This is a genomic window from Planotetraspora kaengkrachanensis (genome assembly GCF_016862895.1).
In the GTDB taxonomy this organism is placed as follows: Bacteria; Actinomycetota; Actinomycetes; order Streptosporangiales; family Streptosporangiaceae; genus Planotetraspora; species Planotetraspora kaengkrachanensis.
Genome location: NZ_BONV01000015.1, coordinates 121286 through 138784, shown reverse-complemented (window position 1 = coordinate 138784; position 17499 = coordinate 121286). Strand labels below are relative to the sequence as shown.

Below are 17499 nucleotides of genomic sequence, written 5' to 3'. Positions count from 1 at the left end.
CGGCCTTCCTCGCTCTTCCGCGTGATCATGCACAGGTTCGGTGATCACGCGGTTGAGCAGGGCGCCCACCGCGCGTGATCATGCACGCATTCGCGGACCGCCGGGCTGACCTGCGCAAACGGGGTCCGTGATCATGCGCGGATTCGGTGACGGCACCGCTGACCAGCGCGAAAGCCGTACGTGATCATGCAGTAGGCGGAGGTCTTGACGCACGCGGGCGTGTGCACAAGATTTGGCGGCATGAGCGTGGCACCGGAGCTCGACCTGTCGCGAATTCCGTTCTGGGCGCTGCCTCGGGCCGAGCGGCTGGACGCCTTCCGGCGGCTGCGCGAGCTGGACCGGCCGGTCTTCCTCGTCGAGAACAAGATCCCCTTCATCCCGCAGGGCGCTGGTTATTACGCGCTCGTACGGCACGCGGACGTGAGCGAGGCCAGCAGGAACGCCGGGATCTTCAGCAGTGAGCCGACGGCCAACAGCATTCCGGACATGCCACGCTGGCTGGCCGTCTACTTCGGCTCCATGATCAATATGGATGACCCCCGACATGCGAGGCTCCGCCGGATCGTCTCGCGGGCCTTCACGCCGCGCGTGCTCGCCAAGATGGAGGAGGACCTCCAGCGGGCCGCCGAAGAGATCGTCGACAGGGCCGTGAAACAGGGCGCCGGCGACTTCGTCCCGCAGATCGCCGCGCGGCTTCCCGTACAGGTCATCTGCGACATGATCGGCATTCCGGCGAAATTTCATGACATGGTGCTCAGTCGTACCAACACGATCCTGGCCAACGCCGACTCCGAGTATGCGGGATTCGGCGTGGACTCCGCGCGTCCCGACGAGGTCGCGGGCCGCTGGACGACGGCCCGCGGTCTGATCCGGCTGCTGCGCGCCGGCCACGCGCTGAGCTCGCTGGCGCAGCGCCTCGGGCGCGAGCGCCGCCGCAACCCGACCGATGATCTGACCACCCTGCTGGTCAACGGGGACGAGCGGCTCACCACTCAGGAACTCGGGTCGTTCTTCATCCTGCTCGTGGTCGCCGGCAGCGAGACCACCCGCAACGCGATCAGCCACGGGCTCAAGGCGTTCACCGACAATCCGGACCAGCGTGCGTTGCTGACCGGCGACTTCGAGAGACACATCGCCGGCGCCGTCGAGGAGATCATCCGCTACTCGACCCCGGTCATCCAGTTCCGCCGCACGGTCACCCGTGATCACACCATGAACGGCATGGACTACAAGAAGGGCGACAAGGTTCTGCTGTTCTACAACTCGGCCAACCGGGATGAGGCCGTGTTCGCGGATCCGGACGCCTTCGACATCACGCGCACGCCGAACCCGCACGTCGGCTTCGGCGGGCCCGGCCCGCACTACTGCCTCGGCGCCCACCTGGCCAGGCGGGAGATCACCGTGATGTTCCGAGAGCTGTTCACCCGGATGCCCGGCATCCGCACCGAGGGGGAGCCTTCGTATCTGCTCTCCAACTTCATCAACGGGATCAAGCACCTGAACTATCGCTTCTAAGTGCATGATCACGTACGGCTTTCGCGCAGGTCGGGGTGGTCGCCGCCGAATCTGTGCATGATCACAAACCGGGACGGTGCAGGTGGGGGCGGGCGCCGCCGAATCTGCGCATGATCACGCCAAGGAGGGGCTGGGCGTGATCATGCCGGGAATTTTTGAGAGATCACCGGAATCGGGGTGGTCTGTGGCAGGATAAAACCGAATGTCATTCTGTTTTGGCACCGCCAGAAAGGGATCGGCCGTGACCTCCCAGCCTGTGGAAAGCACTCCCATCACGTCGGCCGCGGACATCAACCTGTCCGATCACGCCTTCTGGCTGCGCCCGCCCGCGGAGCGGGAGCACGCCTTCCGCCTGCTACGCGAACTCGACAAGCCCGCGTTCTTCGCCGACCCCGAGGTCCCGTACATGTCGGTCAAGGGGCTCGGCTACCACGCTCTCGTCCGTCACGCGGACATCCTCGAGGCGAGCCGCAACCCCGAGGTCTTCGCCTCCGGCCAGGGTGGCGCGACCAGCATCATCGACATGCCGGCGGAGTTCGCCGAGTACTTCGGCTCGATGATCAACATGGACGACCCCCGCCACGCCCGACTGCGGCGGATCGTCTCCCGCGCGTTCACGCCCAAGATGATCAAACAGTTCGAGGACGACGTGGAGGTCGCCGCGGCGAGCATCGTCGACGACCTTCTGGCGACGGGCTCGGGCTGCGACTTCGTCACCGAGGTCGCGGCACGCCTTCCCCTCAAGATCATCTGCGACATGATGGGCATCCAGGAGAGCGACTACGGCTTCGTCTTCGACCGGTCCAACATCATCCTGGGCGCCTCCGACCCCGAGTACGTCGCCGACGCCGAGTCGATCGGCGCCGCACTGCTCACCGCCGGCATGGAGCTCCAGGAGCTCGTGCAGAGGCTGGCGGCCGACCGGGTGGAGAACCCCACGAACGACCTGACGTCCTCCCTGGTCAATGCCAACATCGACGGGGAGAGACTGACCGCCCAGGAACTGGGCTCGTTCTTCATCCTGCTCGTGGTCGCCGGCAACGAGACCACCCGCAACGCCATCTCGTACGGCATGCGGCTGCTGACGCTCAACCCCGACCAGAAGAGGTCGTGGCTCGAGGACGTCGACGGCCGGGCGCCCGGCGCCGTCGAGGAGATCGTCCGGCTGGCCTCCCCGGTCAACTACATGCGGCGCAAGGTGACCAGGGACCACGAGATGAACGGCAACCTGTACCGCGAGGGCGAGAAGGTCGTCCTCTACTACTGGTCGGCCAACCGGGACGAGAACGTCTTCGACGACTCGCTCCGGTTCGACATCGCCCGCAACCCCAACCCGCACGTGGGCTTCGGCGGCCCGGGTCCGCACTTCTGCCTGGGCGCCCACCTGGCACGGCGGGAGATCACCGTGATGTTCCGCGAGCTGCTCCGGCGGGTGCCTCAGATCGAGGCGGGGGAGCCCGAGCGCCTGTTCTCCAGCTTCATCAACGGCACCAAGCACATGGAGTGCACCTTCTGACCGCCCCCGCCGCGTCTCGCCTAGCTCGCCTTGAGCTTGCGCGTCGACTTGAAGACCGAGTTGATGTCGGGAAGCAGGTCGTCCTTGAGTTCGGGCACCGCCACGTAGACGATCGCCGGCAGGTCGCCGCCCGTGTTGAGGGCCGCGACGGCGACCGTCGTGTCCTCGTGGTCGGCGGTGACCTTGTAGGTCACGAGCAGGCCGGTGATGCCGTTGTGCGAGTAGCGCTGCTGCGCGACCTTCGAAGCGGTGCTGCCCTTGGGGAAGAACGTCTGCCGCGCCGTCGTCATCACGGCGGCGACCACGGGAGTGAGCTTGCTCGGCGAGGTGTACTTCGAGGCCAGCGACTCGGGGAGCGGCCCCGACATCACCTGGGCGAACTCCTGCTTGCCGCGGGTGGTCATCCCGGCGGGGACGTACTGGCGCGTGGAGAATCCGTACGTTGTGCGGATGGAGGCCGCGTTGGTGTCGACCTTCCACGGCCCGCGCAGCCGCGGCAGCGAAAGGGCCGCGTCCGGGTCGGGCACCGTGCCCTTGACGGGGGAGGGCGTGCCCTTGTAGGCCGCGAGGGCCGGGAAGAGCACCTCCGGCTTGGCCGCGGCGGCCGACGTCGTCGGCTCGGCCGACGGCGCGGCGCTCGTGTCGCCGGTGTCGCCGGAGCTGAGCGGCCCCGCGACGAAGGCCCACACCAGCCCGCCGATCAACGCCAGGATCACCGTGGTCACCAGCGCGAAGACCCAGACAGGACGGCCGCGCTCGTCGTCGTAGTCGTCCATCGTCTGGGAGGTGTCGCCGAAGACCGTGTCCCACAGTTCCTGCTGCCGGTGCGCGGGAGGCGTCTTGGGCCCGCTGATCTGTCCCGCCGTCACGAACGGCTTGTACGGATCCTCGCCTCGCGAGGGGTCGGGCGACGTCGGCTGCGCCACGTCGGCGGGCGGGCCGGGCCAGGGCGGGCTCGCCTGGGCGGGTGCCCCGCTCCACGCCGGGTCCGCTCCCCGGGCCTCATTCGCGGCCCAGGCCGTATCGGACCCGCCCGTACCGGCGGTGCCCCAGGCCGTGTCGGAGCCGCCCGCACCCGCGGCGGACCAGTTTGCGTCCGACCCGGTGGGCGCGCCCCAGGACGTCTCGGCGGGAGCCGGGGGAGCCGGCGTCGACCAGGCGGGAGCGGGGGCGGCGGGCGCGGACATGGAGGCGGGGGCGGGCCATGACGCGGTGTCGGCCTGGCCGGACGAATCGGGCCATCCCCCCTGTCCCGGCTGTGGCCGCTCCCCGTGACCCGACATGGGCCGTTCCGACCGGTCAGGCTGGGACCAGTCCGCCTGGCCCGGCTGCGACCATGACGCGGTGTCGCCCTGGCCCGGCTGGGCCCAGGAGGGCGCCGGGGGCTCCGGCGGCGCCGAACTCGGCCGGAGAGGGTCGAACGGTCCCCCTGGCGCCGGACGGGCGCCGTCGAAGGGGCCTCCGGTGGTGGGCATGGCGTCGAACGAGGCGGACGGGGTCCACGCGATGTCCGAGGGCTCAGTGCCGGGCACGGGGGCGGTGACCGGGGTGAACGGCGAACGCATCTCGGCGTTCCGCTGCTGGGACGCCGCGGGGATGTCGGTGCCGATGGGCCCGGTCCACTGGTATTTGGGGGCGTTCGACGTACCCCGGCCGGGCGCGGACACCGGGGAGGAGTACGGAGAGTCAGGGGTGGCGGGGATGGGCGGCATCGCCGCGGTCGCGGGGCCGTTCTCGCCGAAGGCCGGAACGGGGTCGTTGAACGACGAGGATGGTCCTGGGACCTCTGGCCACGCTGGGGGTACCTCCGGCCAGGAGTTCGACCGGTGTGGCTCATTACGGTCCGAGGGCACGTTACCTCCCGAATTCATGCCCGGATTGGGGGTGCCTGGCATGTTCTCATGCCCCGTGGGGGGTGCCGCAGCGAAACTGGAGAATGCCCCACGAAACTGCTCCCCCGAGGGATCGGTTGGCGGATCCTGCATGGGCAGGTCCGGGAATGGGTCGGCCACAGCGAAGACAGTAGACTAACGGGACATAAGAGGTCACTACGGATCTGTCTCCAGCGGGCAGCGCGGCTTGACTCGCACCGTCAGCCCCGAATATCCGTCGGCGACCGCCTTGTCGTCTGCGCTACGCTGGACTCGCGTGTCGCGACCCTGCTTTTCAGGCAGCTGTTCCGTGAGTCGGCACGATGTGCGGAAACGCAGGCTGCCCCTCGTGCGGAGCGGGGGGCTCCGTCATGAGCAGGCGTCTTTCATCTGATCAGCCGCCTGGCGAGGAGTGGAAGTGGACGAGCCGGTGTACGACCCGCGGGCGCTGCAGGCCAAGTGGCTGCCGCGGTGGGAGGAGCTGAAGCCCTTCGCCGCGTCGGAGGACGCCGGCGACCTCCGGCCGCGCACGTACATGCTCGACATGTTCCCCTACCCCTCGGGCGATCTGCACATGGGGCACGGCGAGGTGTTCGCCATCGGCGACGTCGTCGCGCGGTACTGGATGCAGCGGGGCGACAATGTCCTGCACCCGATCGGCTGGGACTCCTTCGGCCTGCCCGCCGAGAACGCGGCGATCAAGCGCAACGCGCACCCCGCCGAGTGGACCTACGCGAACATCGAGACGCAGGCCACCTCGTTCAAGCGGTACGGGATCTCCTTCGACTGGTCCCGCCGCCTGCACACCAGCGACCCCGAGTACTACCGCTGGAACCAGTGGCTGTTCAACCGCTTCTTCGAGCGCGGCCTGGCCTACCGCAAGGGCGGCCTGGTCAACTGGTGCCCGGTCGACCAGACGGTGCTGGCCAACGAGCAGGTCGTCGCGGGCAGATGCGAGCGCTGCGGCTCCGAGGTGGTCCGCCGCGAGCTGACCCAGTGGTATTTCAAGATCACCGACTACGCCGACCGGCTGCTCGACGACATGGCGCAGCTGGAGGGCGGCTGGCCCGAGCGTGTGCTGACCATGCAGCGCAACTGGATCGGCCGGTCGACCGGCGCCGACGTCCAGTTCCGGATCGAGGGCCGCGACGAGCCCGTCACCGTCTACACCACCCGCCCTGACACGCTGTACGGCGCGACGTTCTTCGTGGTCGCCGCCGACGCCGCGCTGGCCGAGGAGATCGTCGCCCCCGACCGCCGTGAGGCTCTGGCCGTGTACAGGGCCGAGGTCGCCAAGCTCTCCGACATCGAGCGGCTGTCGACGGAGAAGGAGAAGACCGGCGTCTTCCTGGGGACGTACGCGATCAACCCGGTCAACGGCGAGCGCATCCCGGTCTGGGCGGCCGACTACGTGCTGTCCGACTACGGCCACGGCGCGATCATGGCGGTCCCCGCGCACGACCAGCGCGACCTCGACTTCGCGCGGAAGTTCGGCCTGCCGGTCAAGACGGTCGTGCACACCGGCATGGCCGACCCGGGCGAGACCGGCATCGCGACGCCGGGCGAGGGCACCCTGGTCAACTCGGGGCCGCTCGACGGTCTGTCCAAGGTCGAGGCCATCCAGCGGATCATCGAGATCCTGGCGGAGCGCGGCACCGGCAAGGCGACGGTCAACTTCAGGCTGCGCGACTGGCTGCTGTCCCGTCAGCGTTTCTGGGGCACGCCGATCCCGATCATCCACTGCCCCGACTGCGGCGAGGTTCCGGTCCCCGACGAGCAGCTGCCGGTCGCGCTGCCCGACCTGCGCGGCGCGGACCTCAAGCCCAAGGGCGTCTCGCCGCTGGCCGCGGCCACCGACTGGGTGAACGTCGAGTGCCCCAAGTGCGGCGGCCCGGCGCAGCGCGACACCGACACGATGGACACGTTCGTCGACTCGTCGTGGTACTTCCTGCGATACGTCGACCCCCACTACGAGGACGGGCCGTTCGACGTCGAGAAGGTCCGCAAGTGGGGCCCGATCGACCAGTACGTCGGCGGTGTCGAGCACGCGGTGCTGCACCTGCTGTACTCGAGGTTCTTCACCAAGGTCCTGCACGACATGGGGATGGTCGACTTCACCGAGCCGTTCCTGCGCCTGCTCAACCAGGGTCAGGTGATCAACCGGGGCAAGGCGATGTCCAAGTCGCTCGGCAACGGCGTCGACTTGGGTGAGCAGATCGACTCCTTCGGCGTGGACGCCGTCCGGCTGACCATGGTGTTCGCCGGTCCGCCCGAAGACGACATCGACTGGGCCGACGTGTCGCCCGCGGCGTCGCAGAAGTTCCTGGCGCGTGCGTTCCGCGTGATGGCCGAGGCCGGCGCCGCTTCCGCGCCCGGCACCGACCCCGCCACCGGCGATGTGGAGCTGCGCAAGGTCACCCACCGGACCATCGACGAGGTCACCAAGCTCGTCGAGACGTACCGCTTCAACGTCGCCGTCGCGCGCATGATGGAGCTGACGTCCGCCGTGCGCAAGGCGATCGACTCCGGCCCCGGCGCCGCCGATCCCGCGGTGCGCGAGGCCGCCGAGACGCTGGCCGTGATGCTCTCGCTGGTCGCGCCGTACGTCACGGAAGAGGGCTGGGAGCGGCTCGGCCACGGGCCGACGGTCGCGCGGGCCGGCTGGCCGACGGCCGACCCTGCGCTGCTGGTGCGTGAATCGGTCACGGCCGTCGTCCAGGTCGCCGGCAAGGTGCGCGACCGCCTGGAGGTCTCGCCGGAGATCTCCGAGGACGACCTGCGCGAGCTGGCGCTGGCCTCCGGCAAGGTCCAGGCTCACCTCGACGGCACGCCGCGCAAGGTGATCGTGCGGGCGCCGAAGCTGGTCAACATCGTCCCGTGACCGCCCGCTGACGGTCCCCGGTCGGCGGCGCCTCCCGCGCCGCCGACGCCTGATTTCGATCCCGTACGGCAGGCCCGCGTTCCGGTGCCTGCCGTACGAGGCCGGGGAGATCAGAGCGCCCGCGTGATGCGGGAGAGCATCTCCTCGAGGATAGGGGCCGAGGTGGCGAAGTTGAGGCGGGCGTGCGTGTCGGGGCCGCCGTATATCGGACCGGGGTTGAGCCGCACCTGTGCCTCCCGCCCGACGAACGCGGCGGCGTCGGTGATGCCGAAGTCCAGCCACGCGAGATAGGTGGCCTCAGGGATCCGGTAGCCGACCCGTGGTGGCAGCCGTTTGGCGATCAGCTCCCGGTTGCGGTCGAGAATCGCCAGGACCTCGGCCTGCCAGGCATTGCCGTGCCGCCACGCCGCGATCGTGGCGTCGACGCCCAGCACACTCGGTGAGCCGTAGATGTTCGGCGGTTCTGCGGCGAGCGCGTCGCGTACGGCCGGGGCCCCGATGTGGGCGACGGAGCAGTGCAGACCCCCCATGTTGAAGGCCTTGCTCGCCGAGGTGAGCGTGACGGTGCGCTCCGGGAGGATCGTCGCGAAGGGGATGTGCACCGCCGGGGCGTGGACGAGTTCCGCGTGGATCTCGTCGGAGATCACCAGGGCTTCGTGCCGTTCGGCGTATTCGGCGACGTCCGTCAGCTCCGCGCGGGTGAACGAGCGGCCCGTCGGATTCTGCGGGTTCACCAGGAGGACCACGCGAGCGGGCTCGTCCGGCATCTCGAACCGGCCGTCTGGCCCGATCGGGATGGGCAGCAGCCGCAGGCCCATGGCCCGGAGTGTGCCGAAGAAGGGATCGTAGGCCGGCACATGCATCGCCACGGCGTCACCGGGCCGGGTGGTCAGCCGCAGCACCACCTGGAGCGCCTGGGCGATGTCCGTGAAGGATCTGACCTGGCCGGGGTCGAGCCGCCAGCCGTACCTGTCCGCCATGCGCTCGGCGAACGCCTCGGCGAGCGGGGGAACACTTGCGTCGTCCACCCACGTCGGGTAGCCCAGATCGCGCCCGGCACGCCGCAGGACGGCTTCGCGGACTTCGTCGGGGACAGGGAAGTCCATGTCCGCGACCCAGGCGGGGATCACGCCGGGCGCGGTGGCCGCCCACTTGATCCCGTCGCGGGCACGCGCGTCGTCGAGGGACAAAGAGTCAAGATCATACGCCATGGATACAACCTATTCCGCCCTATTAATGGACGAAATAGGTTATTGCTCCGCGGAGCCGCGATCCACTCCGCGGAGCACCCGGCTGTCAGGGTGTGTCGTGACACACGCCTAGAGCTTGCGCAGGACCGCCGTGACCTTGCCGAGCACGGTCGCCTCGTCACCGGGGATCGGCTCGTAGCTCGGGTTGTGCGGCACCAGCCACACGTGCCCGTCCTTGCGCTTGAAGGTCTTGACCGTGGCCTCGCCGTCGATCATGGCGGCCACGATGTCGCCGTTGTCCGCCACGGGCTGCTGCCTGACGACCACCCAGTCGCCGTCGGCGATCGCCGCCTCGATCATCGAGTCACCGGTGACCTGCAGCAGGAACAGCGTGCCCTCGCCCACGAGCTGCTTGGGCAGCGCGAAGACGTCCTCGATGCTCTGCTCGGCCAGGATCGGCCCACCGGCGGCGATGCGCCCGACGAGCGGCACGTAGGCCGCGGTCGGCCGGTTGAAGCCGGCCTCCTCCTCGGTCGCGTCGGGATCCACCCACAGCACCGGCTCGCCCGGCAACCGAACCTCCAGCGCCCGGGGACGATGCGGGTCGCGCCGCAGATAGCCCTTGCGCTGAAGTGCCGTCAGCTGGTGGGACACACTCGAGGTGCTGGTCAGCTGGACCGCCTCGCCGATCTCCCGCATCGACGGCGGGTAGCCCCGCTGCTGGACCGAGTCGCGGATCACCTCGAGGATCTTGCGCTGTCTCGGGGTGAGGCCAAGCGAGTCACGCCTGCGAACGGCGAGATCGCTGACATTCTCCGCCTGCTCCATTCGGTCGCTCACGTTGCCACCTCTCAATCCGTGTTCCTCATGTCGCTCAGAGCGACGGTACCTCGATTCAAGATCAATATCAAACAATTGTTCGATAGTCCTCGAAAACGTGGGCACCGTGGTGTACAACATCGTACGGGAGTTCGATCGACATCGTGTTCGATTTTCCGATCTTCTTTTCAACTGTGTCCATGCAGCTCAGGAACAGTTAAGGGAGGCCATCGTGCGGCCGGAGCCCAACGTCCCCCGTATTCTCCGTATCAATTCAGACGTTTCACGGCCTCATGAGGGCCGCGAACGGGTGCATGGCGCTCGGGAACACGCTTGCGAAATCCGCGAGGGTTCCGCGGATGTGCACGGTGTGCCCGGTGCGCGTGCCCGTGAGGGGGAGGCACCGGAGCTTCCGAGTAACGTCCGGGAGTTCGTCCGGCCGGCACGGTCCGGGCGGCCGCCGGCGCGTCCGCGCGGCGCGTCGTCCCGCTCCGCGGGCGTCACCGCGCTCGGCGCGTCGCGGCCGGACGTCCGGGCCGCCGGTCTCCCCGGCGGGAAGCCGGGCGCCTCCGCCGGTGTCACCAAGATCGCCGGGCCGCCTCGCTCGGCGAGCGCCACCGGGCTCGGCGCGGCCGCCGGAGGCGGGGCGCCGCAGAACCGCCCCAGGGTGGACGGCGCCGCCGCGGGGCGCCGTCCCGGCGTCCAGGGCGCGCCCCGCTCCCGTCCCGTGGCGCGCCGCGGTCCCGAGGCCGGGGACGGCTCCGGTTCCGCGACCCTCGCGCGTGTCATGGCGCGCCCGGGTTCCCGGACGGAAGAGGTCTCTGGTTCCGCGACCCTCCCGCGTGTCGTGGCGCGCCCGGGTTCCCGGACGCAAGGGGTCTCCGGTTCCTCGGCCCGTTCCCGCTCGGCGGCGCGCCGAGGTCCCAGGGGAGGCGGCGCGTCCCGTCAGGGCGCCGCCGGCCACGGCCGCACGGCCCCGCCGTTGCGGCTGACCCGGCGGGGAAAGGTGGTGCTCGTCGCGGCCGTCACGATGGCGGCCCTCGGCGTCCTGTGGCTGGGCACCCTCGCCGCGGTGACCGCGTCGACCGGCCCGGCGTCGCCCGCACACGACGGCCTGCCGTACGTGGACGTCCGGCGCGGGGACACGCTCTGGACGATCGCGGACGCGGTCGGCGACGGCGGCGACCCCTCCGTGATGGTCCGCCAGATCATGAACCTGAACGGGCTGTCCGACTCGCTGATCCGTCCGGGCACCCGGCTCTACGTCCCCAGCGGCATGTCTCCGGCGAACCTTCCGTGACGCGTGGGGGGACTCCTGTGACACGCGGGCTGAACAGCGACTTCGGCGTGGCGGGGCGGGTCGACTTGCGTTCATGGTCGGGCACTTCTACCGTTGGACCACAACATCTAGTAGTCACACCGATGTAACTTCACCATACCTAGTGGTTACGGTGTGCGGTCCCGGGAGGTGATGACATGTACTGTCCGTTCTGTCGTCACCCTGACACGCGAGTCGTGGACAGCCGGTCGACCGAGGATGGGGCGGCGATCCGCCGCAGGCGGACCTGCTCCGAATGCGGGCGCAGGTTCACCACCCAGGAGACCGTACTCCTCATGGTGAGCAAGCGCAGCGGCGTGACCGAGCCGTTCTCCAGGGACAAGGTCATCGCGGGGGTGCGGCGGGCCTGCCAGGGCCGGTCGGTCAGCGAGGACTCGCTCGCGCAGCTGGGGCAGCGTGTGGAGGAGACCATCCGGGGCACCGGAGCGGCGGAGATCGCCTCACACGAGGTCGGTCTCGCCATCCTGGGGCCGTTGCGTGATCTCGACGAGGTGGCCTACCTGCGATTCGCCTCGGTCTATCGGGGCTTCGAGACGCTGGCCGACTTCGAGGCCGAGATCGAGCAGCTCAGGGCCGCTCGCGCTCCGGCCGATCAGTAACAGCCCGCCCCGTGCCGGGTACCGGCCGGCACGTCGGTGTGGTTATAGAGACATGTGGTCCGACAAGGGGCTCCCACCGGGCCCTTGAAGGGGGAAGTCATGACGGAGATCGTGAACGGCACCGCGACAGGAACCGGGGGGACGGCCGGCGGAGGCCGTGGGGGAAAGCGTCCGCGCAAGGGCCTCAAGATGAAGCGCATCTTCACGACGCCGGGGGTGCACCCCTACGACGAGATCCGCTGGGAGCGCCGCGACGTCGTGATGACGAACTGGCGCGACGGCTCGGTCAACTTCGAGCAGCACGGCGTCGAGTTCCCTGAGTTCTGGTCCGTGAACGCCGCGAACATCGTCACGACGAAGTACTTCCGCGGCGCCGTCGGCACGCCGCAGCGCGAGTGGAGCCTGAAGCAGCTCGTCGACCGGGTGGTGGGCGTCTACACGAAGACCGGCGTGGAGAACGGCTACTTCGCCTCCGACGAGGACGCCGAGATCTTCGACCACGAGCTCAAGCACTCGCTGGTCCACCAGATCTTCAGCTTCAACTCGCCCGTGTGGTTCAACGTCGGCACGCTGTCTCCGCAGCAGGTGTCGGCCTGTTTCATCCTCGCCGTCGACGACACGATGGAAGCGATCCTCGACTGGTACAAGGAAGAGGGTGTGATCTTCAAGGGCGGCTCCGGTTCGGGAATCAACCTGTCCCGCATCCGCTCGTCGAAGGAACTGCTGTCCAGCGGCGGCACCGCGAGCGGTCCCGTGTCCTTCATGCGCGGCGCCGACGCCTCGGCCGGGACGATCAAGTCGGGCGGCGCGACCCGCAGGGCCGCCAAGATGGTCGTGCTCGACGTCGACCACCCCGACATCGAGGAGTTCATCGAGACCAAGGCGCGGGAAGAGGACAAGATCCGCGCCCTGCGCGACGCCGGGTTCGACATGGACCTGGGCGGCAAGGACATCGTGTCCGTGCAGTACCAGAACGCCAACAACTCGGTCCGCGTCTCCGACGAGTTCATGCGCGTGGTCGAGGCCGGCGGCAAGTTCGGCCTGCGGGCCCGCCTGACCGGCGAGGTCATCGAGGAGGTCGACGGCAGGTCGCTCTTCCGCAAGATGGCCCAGGCCGCCTGGGAGTGCGCCGACCCCGGCCTGCAGTACGACGACACGATCAACGACTGGCACACCTGCCCGGAGACCGGGCGGATCACGGCCAGCAACCCGTGCTCGGAGTACCTGCACCTGGACAACTCGTCCTGCAACCTGGCCTCGATCAACCTGCTGAAGTTCCTGCGCGACGACGACAGCTTCGACGTCCCGAACTTCGTGAAGCTGACCGAGCTGATCATCACCGCGATGGACATCTCGATCACCTTCGCGGACTTCCCGACGGAGAAGATCGGTGAGACGACCCGGGCGTACCGCCAGCTCGGGATCGGCTACGCCAACCTCGGCGCGCTGCTCATGGCCACCGGCCACGCCTACGACTCCGACGGCGGCCGGGCCATCGCCGGAGCGATCACGTCGCTGATGACCGGCACGTCCTACCGCCGCTCGGCCGAACTGGCCGCGATCGTCGGCCCGTACGACGGCTACGAGCGCAACGCCGAGCCGCACAAGCGGGTCATGCGCAAGCACGCGGCGGCGAACGACGACCTGCGCACGATCGACGACATGGACCGGACCATCCACGCCGAGGCCACCCGGCAGTGGCAGGAGTGCCTCAAGCTCGGCGACAAGAACGGCTACCGCAACGCGCAGGCCTCGCTGCTCGCGCCGACCGGCACCATCGGCCTGATGATGGACTGCGACACCACCGGCATCGAGCCCGACCTGGCCCTGGTCAAGTTCAAGAAGCTCGTCGGCGGCGGCTCGATGCAGATCGTCAACCAGACGATCCCGCGTGCGCTGCGGCGCCTGGGCTACCAGGAGGAGCAGGTCGAGGCGATCGTCGAGTACATCGCCGAGCACAGTCACGTGGTCGACGCCCCCGGCCTGCGGCCTGAGCACTACGAGGTGTTCGACTGCGCGATGGGCGAGCGGGCCATCGCCCCGATGGGACACGTCCGGATGATGGCGGCCACCCAGCCGTTCCTGTCCGGTGCGATCTCCAAGACGGTCAACCTGCCGGAGTCGGCCACGATCGACGACATCGAGCAGGTCTACCTGCAGGGCTGGAAGCTCGGCCTGAAGGCGCTGGCCGTCTACCGCGACAACTGCAAGGTGGGCCAGCCGCTCTCCGTCGCCAAGAAGCCCTCGGAAGAGGCGAAGGCCGAGACGCCCGCCGTCCAGGTCATCGAGGTGCCGCGGCCGACGCGCCGCCGGATGCCGAACCAGCGGCCGAGCCTGACCACCCGGTTCACGGTCGGCGGCGCCAAGGGTTACATGACGGCGTCCTCCTACCCCGACGACGGCGTCGGCGAGGTCTTCCTCAAGATGTCGAAGCAGGGGTCCACGCTCGCCGGCGTCATGGACGCGTTCTCCGTCGCCATCTCGATCGGCCTGCAGTACGGCGTGCCGCTGGACACCTTCGTCCAGAAGTTCGTCAACATGCGGTTCGAGCCGGCCGGGATGACCGACGACCCGGACGTCCGGATGGCGCAGTCCGTCATGGACTACATCTTCCGGCGGCTGGCCCTCGACTACCTGCCGTACGAGGACCGGGCGGCGCTGGGCATCTACTCGGCCGCCGAGCGTACGGCTCAGGCGCGAGGCGAGGACCCGGCGGCGCTCCAGGACGTCGTGGACACCGCCGCGCTCGCCCAGTCGGCGCCGATCGAGGCGAAGCCGGCCGAGGGCAAGCAGGCCGAGGGCAAGTCCGCGGCGGCTCCTGCCCCCGCCCGGCAGGAACTCGAGCTCATCCCGTCGCTGGAGAGCCACGCCGGCCGTACGGCCGACGCCCCGCTGTGCATGACCTGCGGGACGAAGATGCGGCCCGCCGGCAGCTGCTACGTCTGCGAGGGCTGCGGCAGCACCAGCGGCTGCAGCTGACGTCGCGGCGGCGTCCTCGCATCGGCGGGGACGCCGAACGGACACGGGTGAACCGAAGGCCCTGGCGGTGACGCCGGGGCCTTCGGCCGTGATCGGGCTCAGGGCGTGAAGGCCCAGGGGTCGTCCGGCCGTCCCCGCCGGGCGTGCGCCATCCGCAGGACGAGGGCGCCGATGTTCCACGCGTCGTCGGCGCCGCTGTGGTGGCGGCCCTCCAACGGCAGCTCGGCGTGCTCCAGGGCGGCCTTCATGCCCAGCCTGCGCGTCAGGCCGTACGTCTCTGAGTAGGTGAGCTTGGTGTTGACGTGCCGGGCCCCGAAGGGGTAGCCGCCGGATGCGCGCTGCCGCTCGAACTGCCGTCTGTCGTAGTCGCCCCAGCTCGTCCAGGTGCGGCAACGGGCGTGGTGGTCGCGCCGCAGGACGTCGCAGGCCTCCTGGAATCCGACGCCGCCGTCGACCTCCCGCTGCGTCAGACCGGTCAGTTCGGTGCAGACTTCGCTGACCTTCGACCGGGCCGGGCGGACCAGCAAGCGGTGACGCGACACCCGTTCCAGGGACTCCAGGTCGACGACGCAGAGCCCGATCTCGATGATCTCACTGGTCTGCCCTGGTGGAGGCGGGCCGTCCCAGCAGGTCGCCTCCACGTCGACCACGTTGAGGAAACGCCCGAATGATTCCATGGCGGACACGCTAGTGATCGGGGTGTCCCGGCCGCCGCTGAAATTCCGCGGGCTCACAAGGCGGGCCCAGAAGGCGGGCCCACAAGGCGGGCTCAGAAGAGCGCGGCTCCGCTGACCTGTCGCTCGAAGGCGAGCAGCTGCCGCTTGCGGTCCAGTCCGCCGCCGTAGCCCACCAGGCTGCCCGTGGCGCCGACGACGCGATGACAGGGCACGATGATTCCGATCGGGTTCCTGCCGTTGGCCAGGCCCACCGCCCGGACGGCGGCCGGTTGCCCGATCCGGTCCGCGAGCTGCCCGTACGAGATCGTCTCGCCGTGGGGGATCTCACGGAGGGCGGCCCAGACCCGCTGCCGGAACGGCGTGCCCGCCATCGCCAGCGGGAGGTCGAAAGTCGTGCGCCGCCCGGCGAAATATGCCGTCAGTTGCTCGCTCACCTCGTCGAACGCGGTGTCGTCCGGCTCGCCGAACGTCTCCTCGCCGGGGCGGTGCCGCTGTCCCTCCATGTAGAGCCCGCTCAGGACGCCGCCCGTCGCCACGAGGGTGAGCGGGCCCACCGGGCTGTCCACCACGGTGTGCGTGCGGTGGCCCGCGGGGGCTTTCGTGGTCATCACAGATCCCTTTTCTCCGGTCGGTGGTCCGCCGGGGTGCCCGGCATGCGGTTGATCGAGTGATCACCGGTGGCCCACAGATGTTGTACGGCGTATGCGCGCCAGGGCCGCCAGGCGGCGGCGTGCCGGCTCAGCGCGGCGGGGGTCGCGGGCAGGCCCAGTTCCCGTGCGGCGACGCGGACTCCGAGGTCGCCGGGCACGAAGGCGTCAGGATCGCCGAGGGCGCGCATGGCGACGGTCTCGACCGTCCATGGTCCGATCCCGGGCAGGGCGGCGAGCTGGGCGCGGGCCCGCTGCCAGTCGTTGCCGGCACCGAGGTCGACGTCTCCGGCCGCCAGGGCCTGGACCAGCGAGACGACGGCGTCGCGGCGTGCCCGGGGGAGGGCGAGCCCGGCCGGGTCGAGTTCGGCCAGCGCCGCCGCGTCGGGGAACAGGCGGGTGAGGCCGCCACCGGGGTCGGCGACCGGCCTGCCGTACTCCGCGGCCAGCCGTCCGGCGTGGGTGCGCGCCGCGGCCGTGGACACCTGCTGCCCGAGCACCGCGCGGACGGCGAACTCGTCCGCGTCGACGGTGCGGGGCACCCGCCGTCCGGGGACCTTGTCCACGAGCGGGGCGAGGGCCGGGTCGCGGCGCAACAGGTCGTCGACGGCGACGGGATCGGCGTCCAGGTCGAGCAACTGGCGGCATCGCGCGATGGCGGTCGACAGATCGCGCAGGTCGGTCAGTGTGAGCAGGCAGGCGATGTGCTCGTGTGCGGGCCGCAGCGCGACCACCCCGTGCCCGCGGGGAAGGCGGAGCGTCCGCCGATAGGCGCCGTCCCGCCACTCCTCCACTCCGGGCACCGCGGTCGCCGCGAGATGGCCGAAGAGGTTGTCGGGGCACAGCGGCGCCCGGAACGGCAGGCGCAGGGTGAGCACGCCGGGGACCGCGGCCTGCTGTCCGCGGGCCGAGCGCGCCCGCAACTCGCTCGGGGTGAGGGCGAAGACCTCGCGGACGGTGTCGTTGAACGTCCGTACGCTGCCGAACCCCGCGGCATGGGCGACGTCGCTCATGGACAGGGAGCTCGTCTCGATGAGGATCCGGGCCGTCTGGGCGCGCTGGGCACGCGCGAGCGCCAGCGGCCCGGCGCCCATCTCGGCCATGAGCTGCCGTTCGATCTGGCGGGTGCTGTACCCGAGCCGGGTGGCGAGCCCCGAGACGCCGTCGCGGTCCACGACGCCGTCGGCGATCAGGCGCATGGCCCGGGCCACGATGTCGGCCCGCTCGTTCCATCGCGGGGACCCGGGGCTGGCGTCCGGCCTGCACCGTTTGCACGCCCGGAAACCCGCCTGCTGCGCCGCGGCCGCGGTCGGGTAGAACCGCATGTTCTCCGGTTTGGGCGGCACCCCCGGACAGCTCGGCCGGCAGTAGATCCCCGTGGTGACGACCGCGGTGAAGAACCATCCGTCGAACCGGGCGTCCTTGGACTGCACGGCTCGCACGCATCGGTCCCGGTCATCATGCAT

General features: G+C 69.8%; 12 protein-coding genes. 6 read left to right on the top strand and 6 right to left on the bottom strand.

Going from position 1 to position 17499, the window contains the following annotated elements; translation table 11 throughout:
• Positions 1-240 precede the first annotated feature (240 nt).
• The gene (locus Pka01_RS18780) at positions 241-1515 is read left to right on the top strand and encodes a cytochrome P450 (RefSeq protein ID WP_203884093.1); all 1275 of its coding nucleotides are present in this window, start codon (positions 241-243) and stop codon (positions 1513-1515) included.
• A 241-nt stretch (positions 1516-1756) separates the two neighbouring features.
• A complete protein-coding gene (locus Pka01_RS18775; protein WP_239115105.1) occupies positions 1757-3031 on the top strand; it encodes a cytochrome P450 in 1275 nt (424 codons plus the stop codon).
• Positions 3032-3051: 20 nt separating this feature from the next.
• Here the strand turns inward: Pka01_RS18775 and Pka01_RS18770 are convergent, their stop codons facing one another.
• Positions 3052-4698 (bottom strand): hypothetical protein, encoded by a 1647-nt coding sequence (locus Pka01_RS18770; protein WP_203884091.1) that lies wholly within the window; start codon positions 4696-4698, stop codon positions 3052-3054.
• A 622-nt stretch (positions 4699-5320) separates the two neighbouring features.
• On the opposite strand from Pka01_RS18770, the gene leuS reads away from it, so the two are divergent.
• On the top strand, positions 5321-7783 hold the full coding sequence (gene leuS, locus Pka01_RS18765; protein ID WP_203884090.1) for a leucine--tRNA ligase: 2463 nt from the start codon (positions 5321-5323) through the stop codon (positions 7781-7783).
• A gap of 110 nt (positions 7784-7893) precedes the next feature.
• On the opposite strand, the gene Pka01_RS18760 is transcribed toward leuS, so the two are convergent.
• On the bottom strand, positions 7894-8994 hold the full coding sequence (locus tag Pka01_RS18760; RefSeq protein WP_239115104.1) for a MalY/PatB family protein: 1101 nt from the start codon (positions 8992-8994) through the stop codon (positions 7894-7896).
• 108 nt (positions 8995-9102) lie between these two features.
• On the bottom strand, positions 9103-9801 hold the full coding sequence (gene lexA, locus Pka01_RS18755) for a transcriptional repressor LexA (protein ID WP_203884175.1): 699 nt from the start codon (positions 9799-9801) through the stop codon (positions 9103-9105).
• 361 nt (positions 9802-10162) lie between these two features.
• Between lexA and Pka01_RS18750 the strand changes: the two genes are divergently transcribed.
• From Pka01_RS18750 to Pka01_RS18740, 3 genes are all read left to right on the top strand, one after another.
• Positions 10163-11092: a LysM peptidoglycan-binding domain-containing protein gene (locus Pka01_RS18750; RefSeq protein ID WP_203884089.1), complete on the top strand. Its 930-nt coding sequence runs from the start codon at positions 10163-10165 to the stop codon at positions 11090-11092.
• Between the two features lie 176 nt (positions 11093-11268).
• Positions 11269-11730 (top strand): transcriptional regulator NrdR, encoded by a 462-nt coding sequence (nrdR, locus tag Pka01_RS18745; RefSeq protein WP_203884088.1) that lies wholly within the window; start codon positions 11269-11271, stop codon positions 11728-11730.
• 99 nt (positions 11731-11829) lie between these two features.
• Positions 11830-14709: a vitamin B12-dependent ribonucleotide reductase gene (locus Pka01_RS18740; protein WP_203884087.1), complete on the top strand. Its 2880-nt coding sequence runs from the start codon at positions 11830-11832 to the stop codon at positions 14707-14709.
• Positions 14710-14807: 98 nt separating this feature from the next.
• Here the strand turns inward: Pka01_RS18740 and Pka01_RS18735 are convergent, their stop codons facing one another.
• The 3 genes from Pka01_RS18735 to Pka01_RS18725 form a co-directional block, all read right to left on the bottom strand.
• On the bottom strand, positions 14808-15386 hold the full coding sequence (locus tag Pka01_RS18735; RefSeq protein ID WP_203884086.1) for a 3'-5' exonuclease: 579 nt from the start codon (positions 15384-15386) through the stop codon (positions 14808-14810).
• Positions 15387-15478: 92 nt separating this feature from the next.
• Complete coding sequence (locus Pka01_RS18730; RefSeq protein WP_203884085.1) at positions 15479-15994, bottom strand: methylated-DNA--[protein]-cysteine S-methyltransferase; 516 nt, start codon at positions 15992-15994, stop codon at positions 15479-15481.
• Positions 15994-17499: a DNA-3-methyladenine glycosylase 2 family protein gene (locus Pka01_RS18725; protein WP_203884084.1), complete on the bottom strand. Its 1506-nt coding sequence runs from the start codon at positions 17497-17499 to the stop codon at positions 15994-15996. Before Pka01_RS18725 ends, Pka01_RS18730 begins: the two co-directional genes overlap by 1 nt.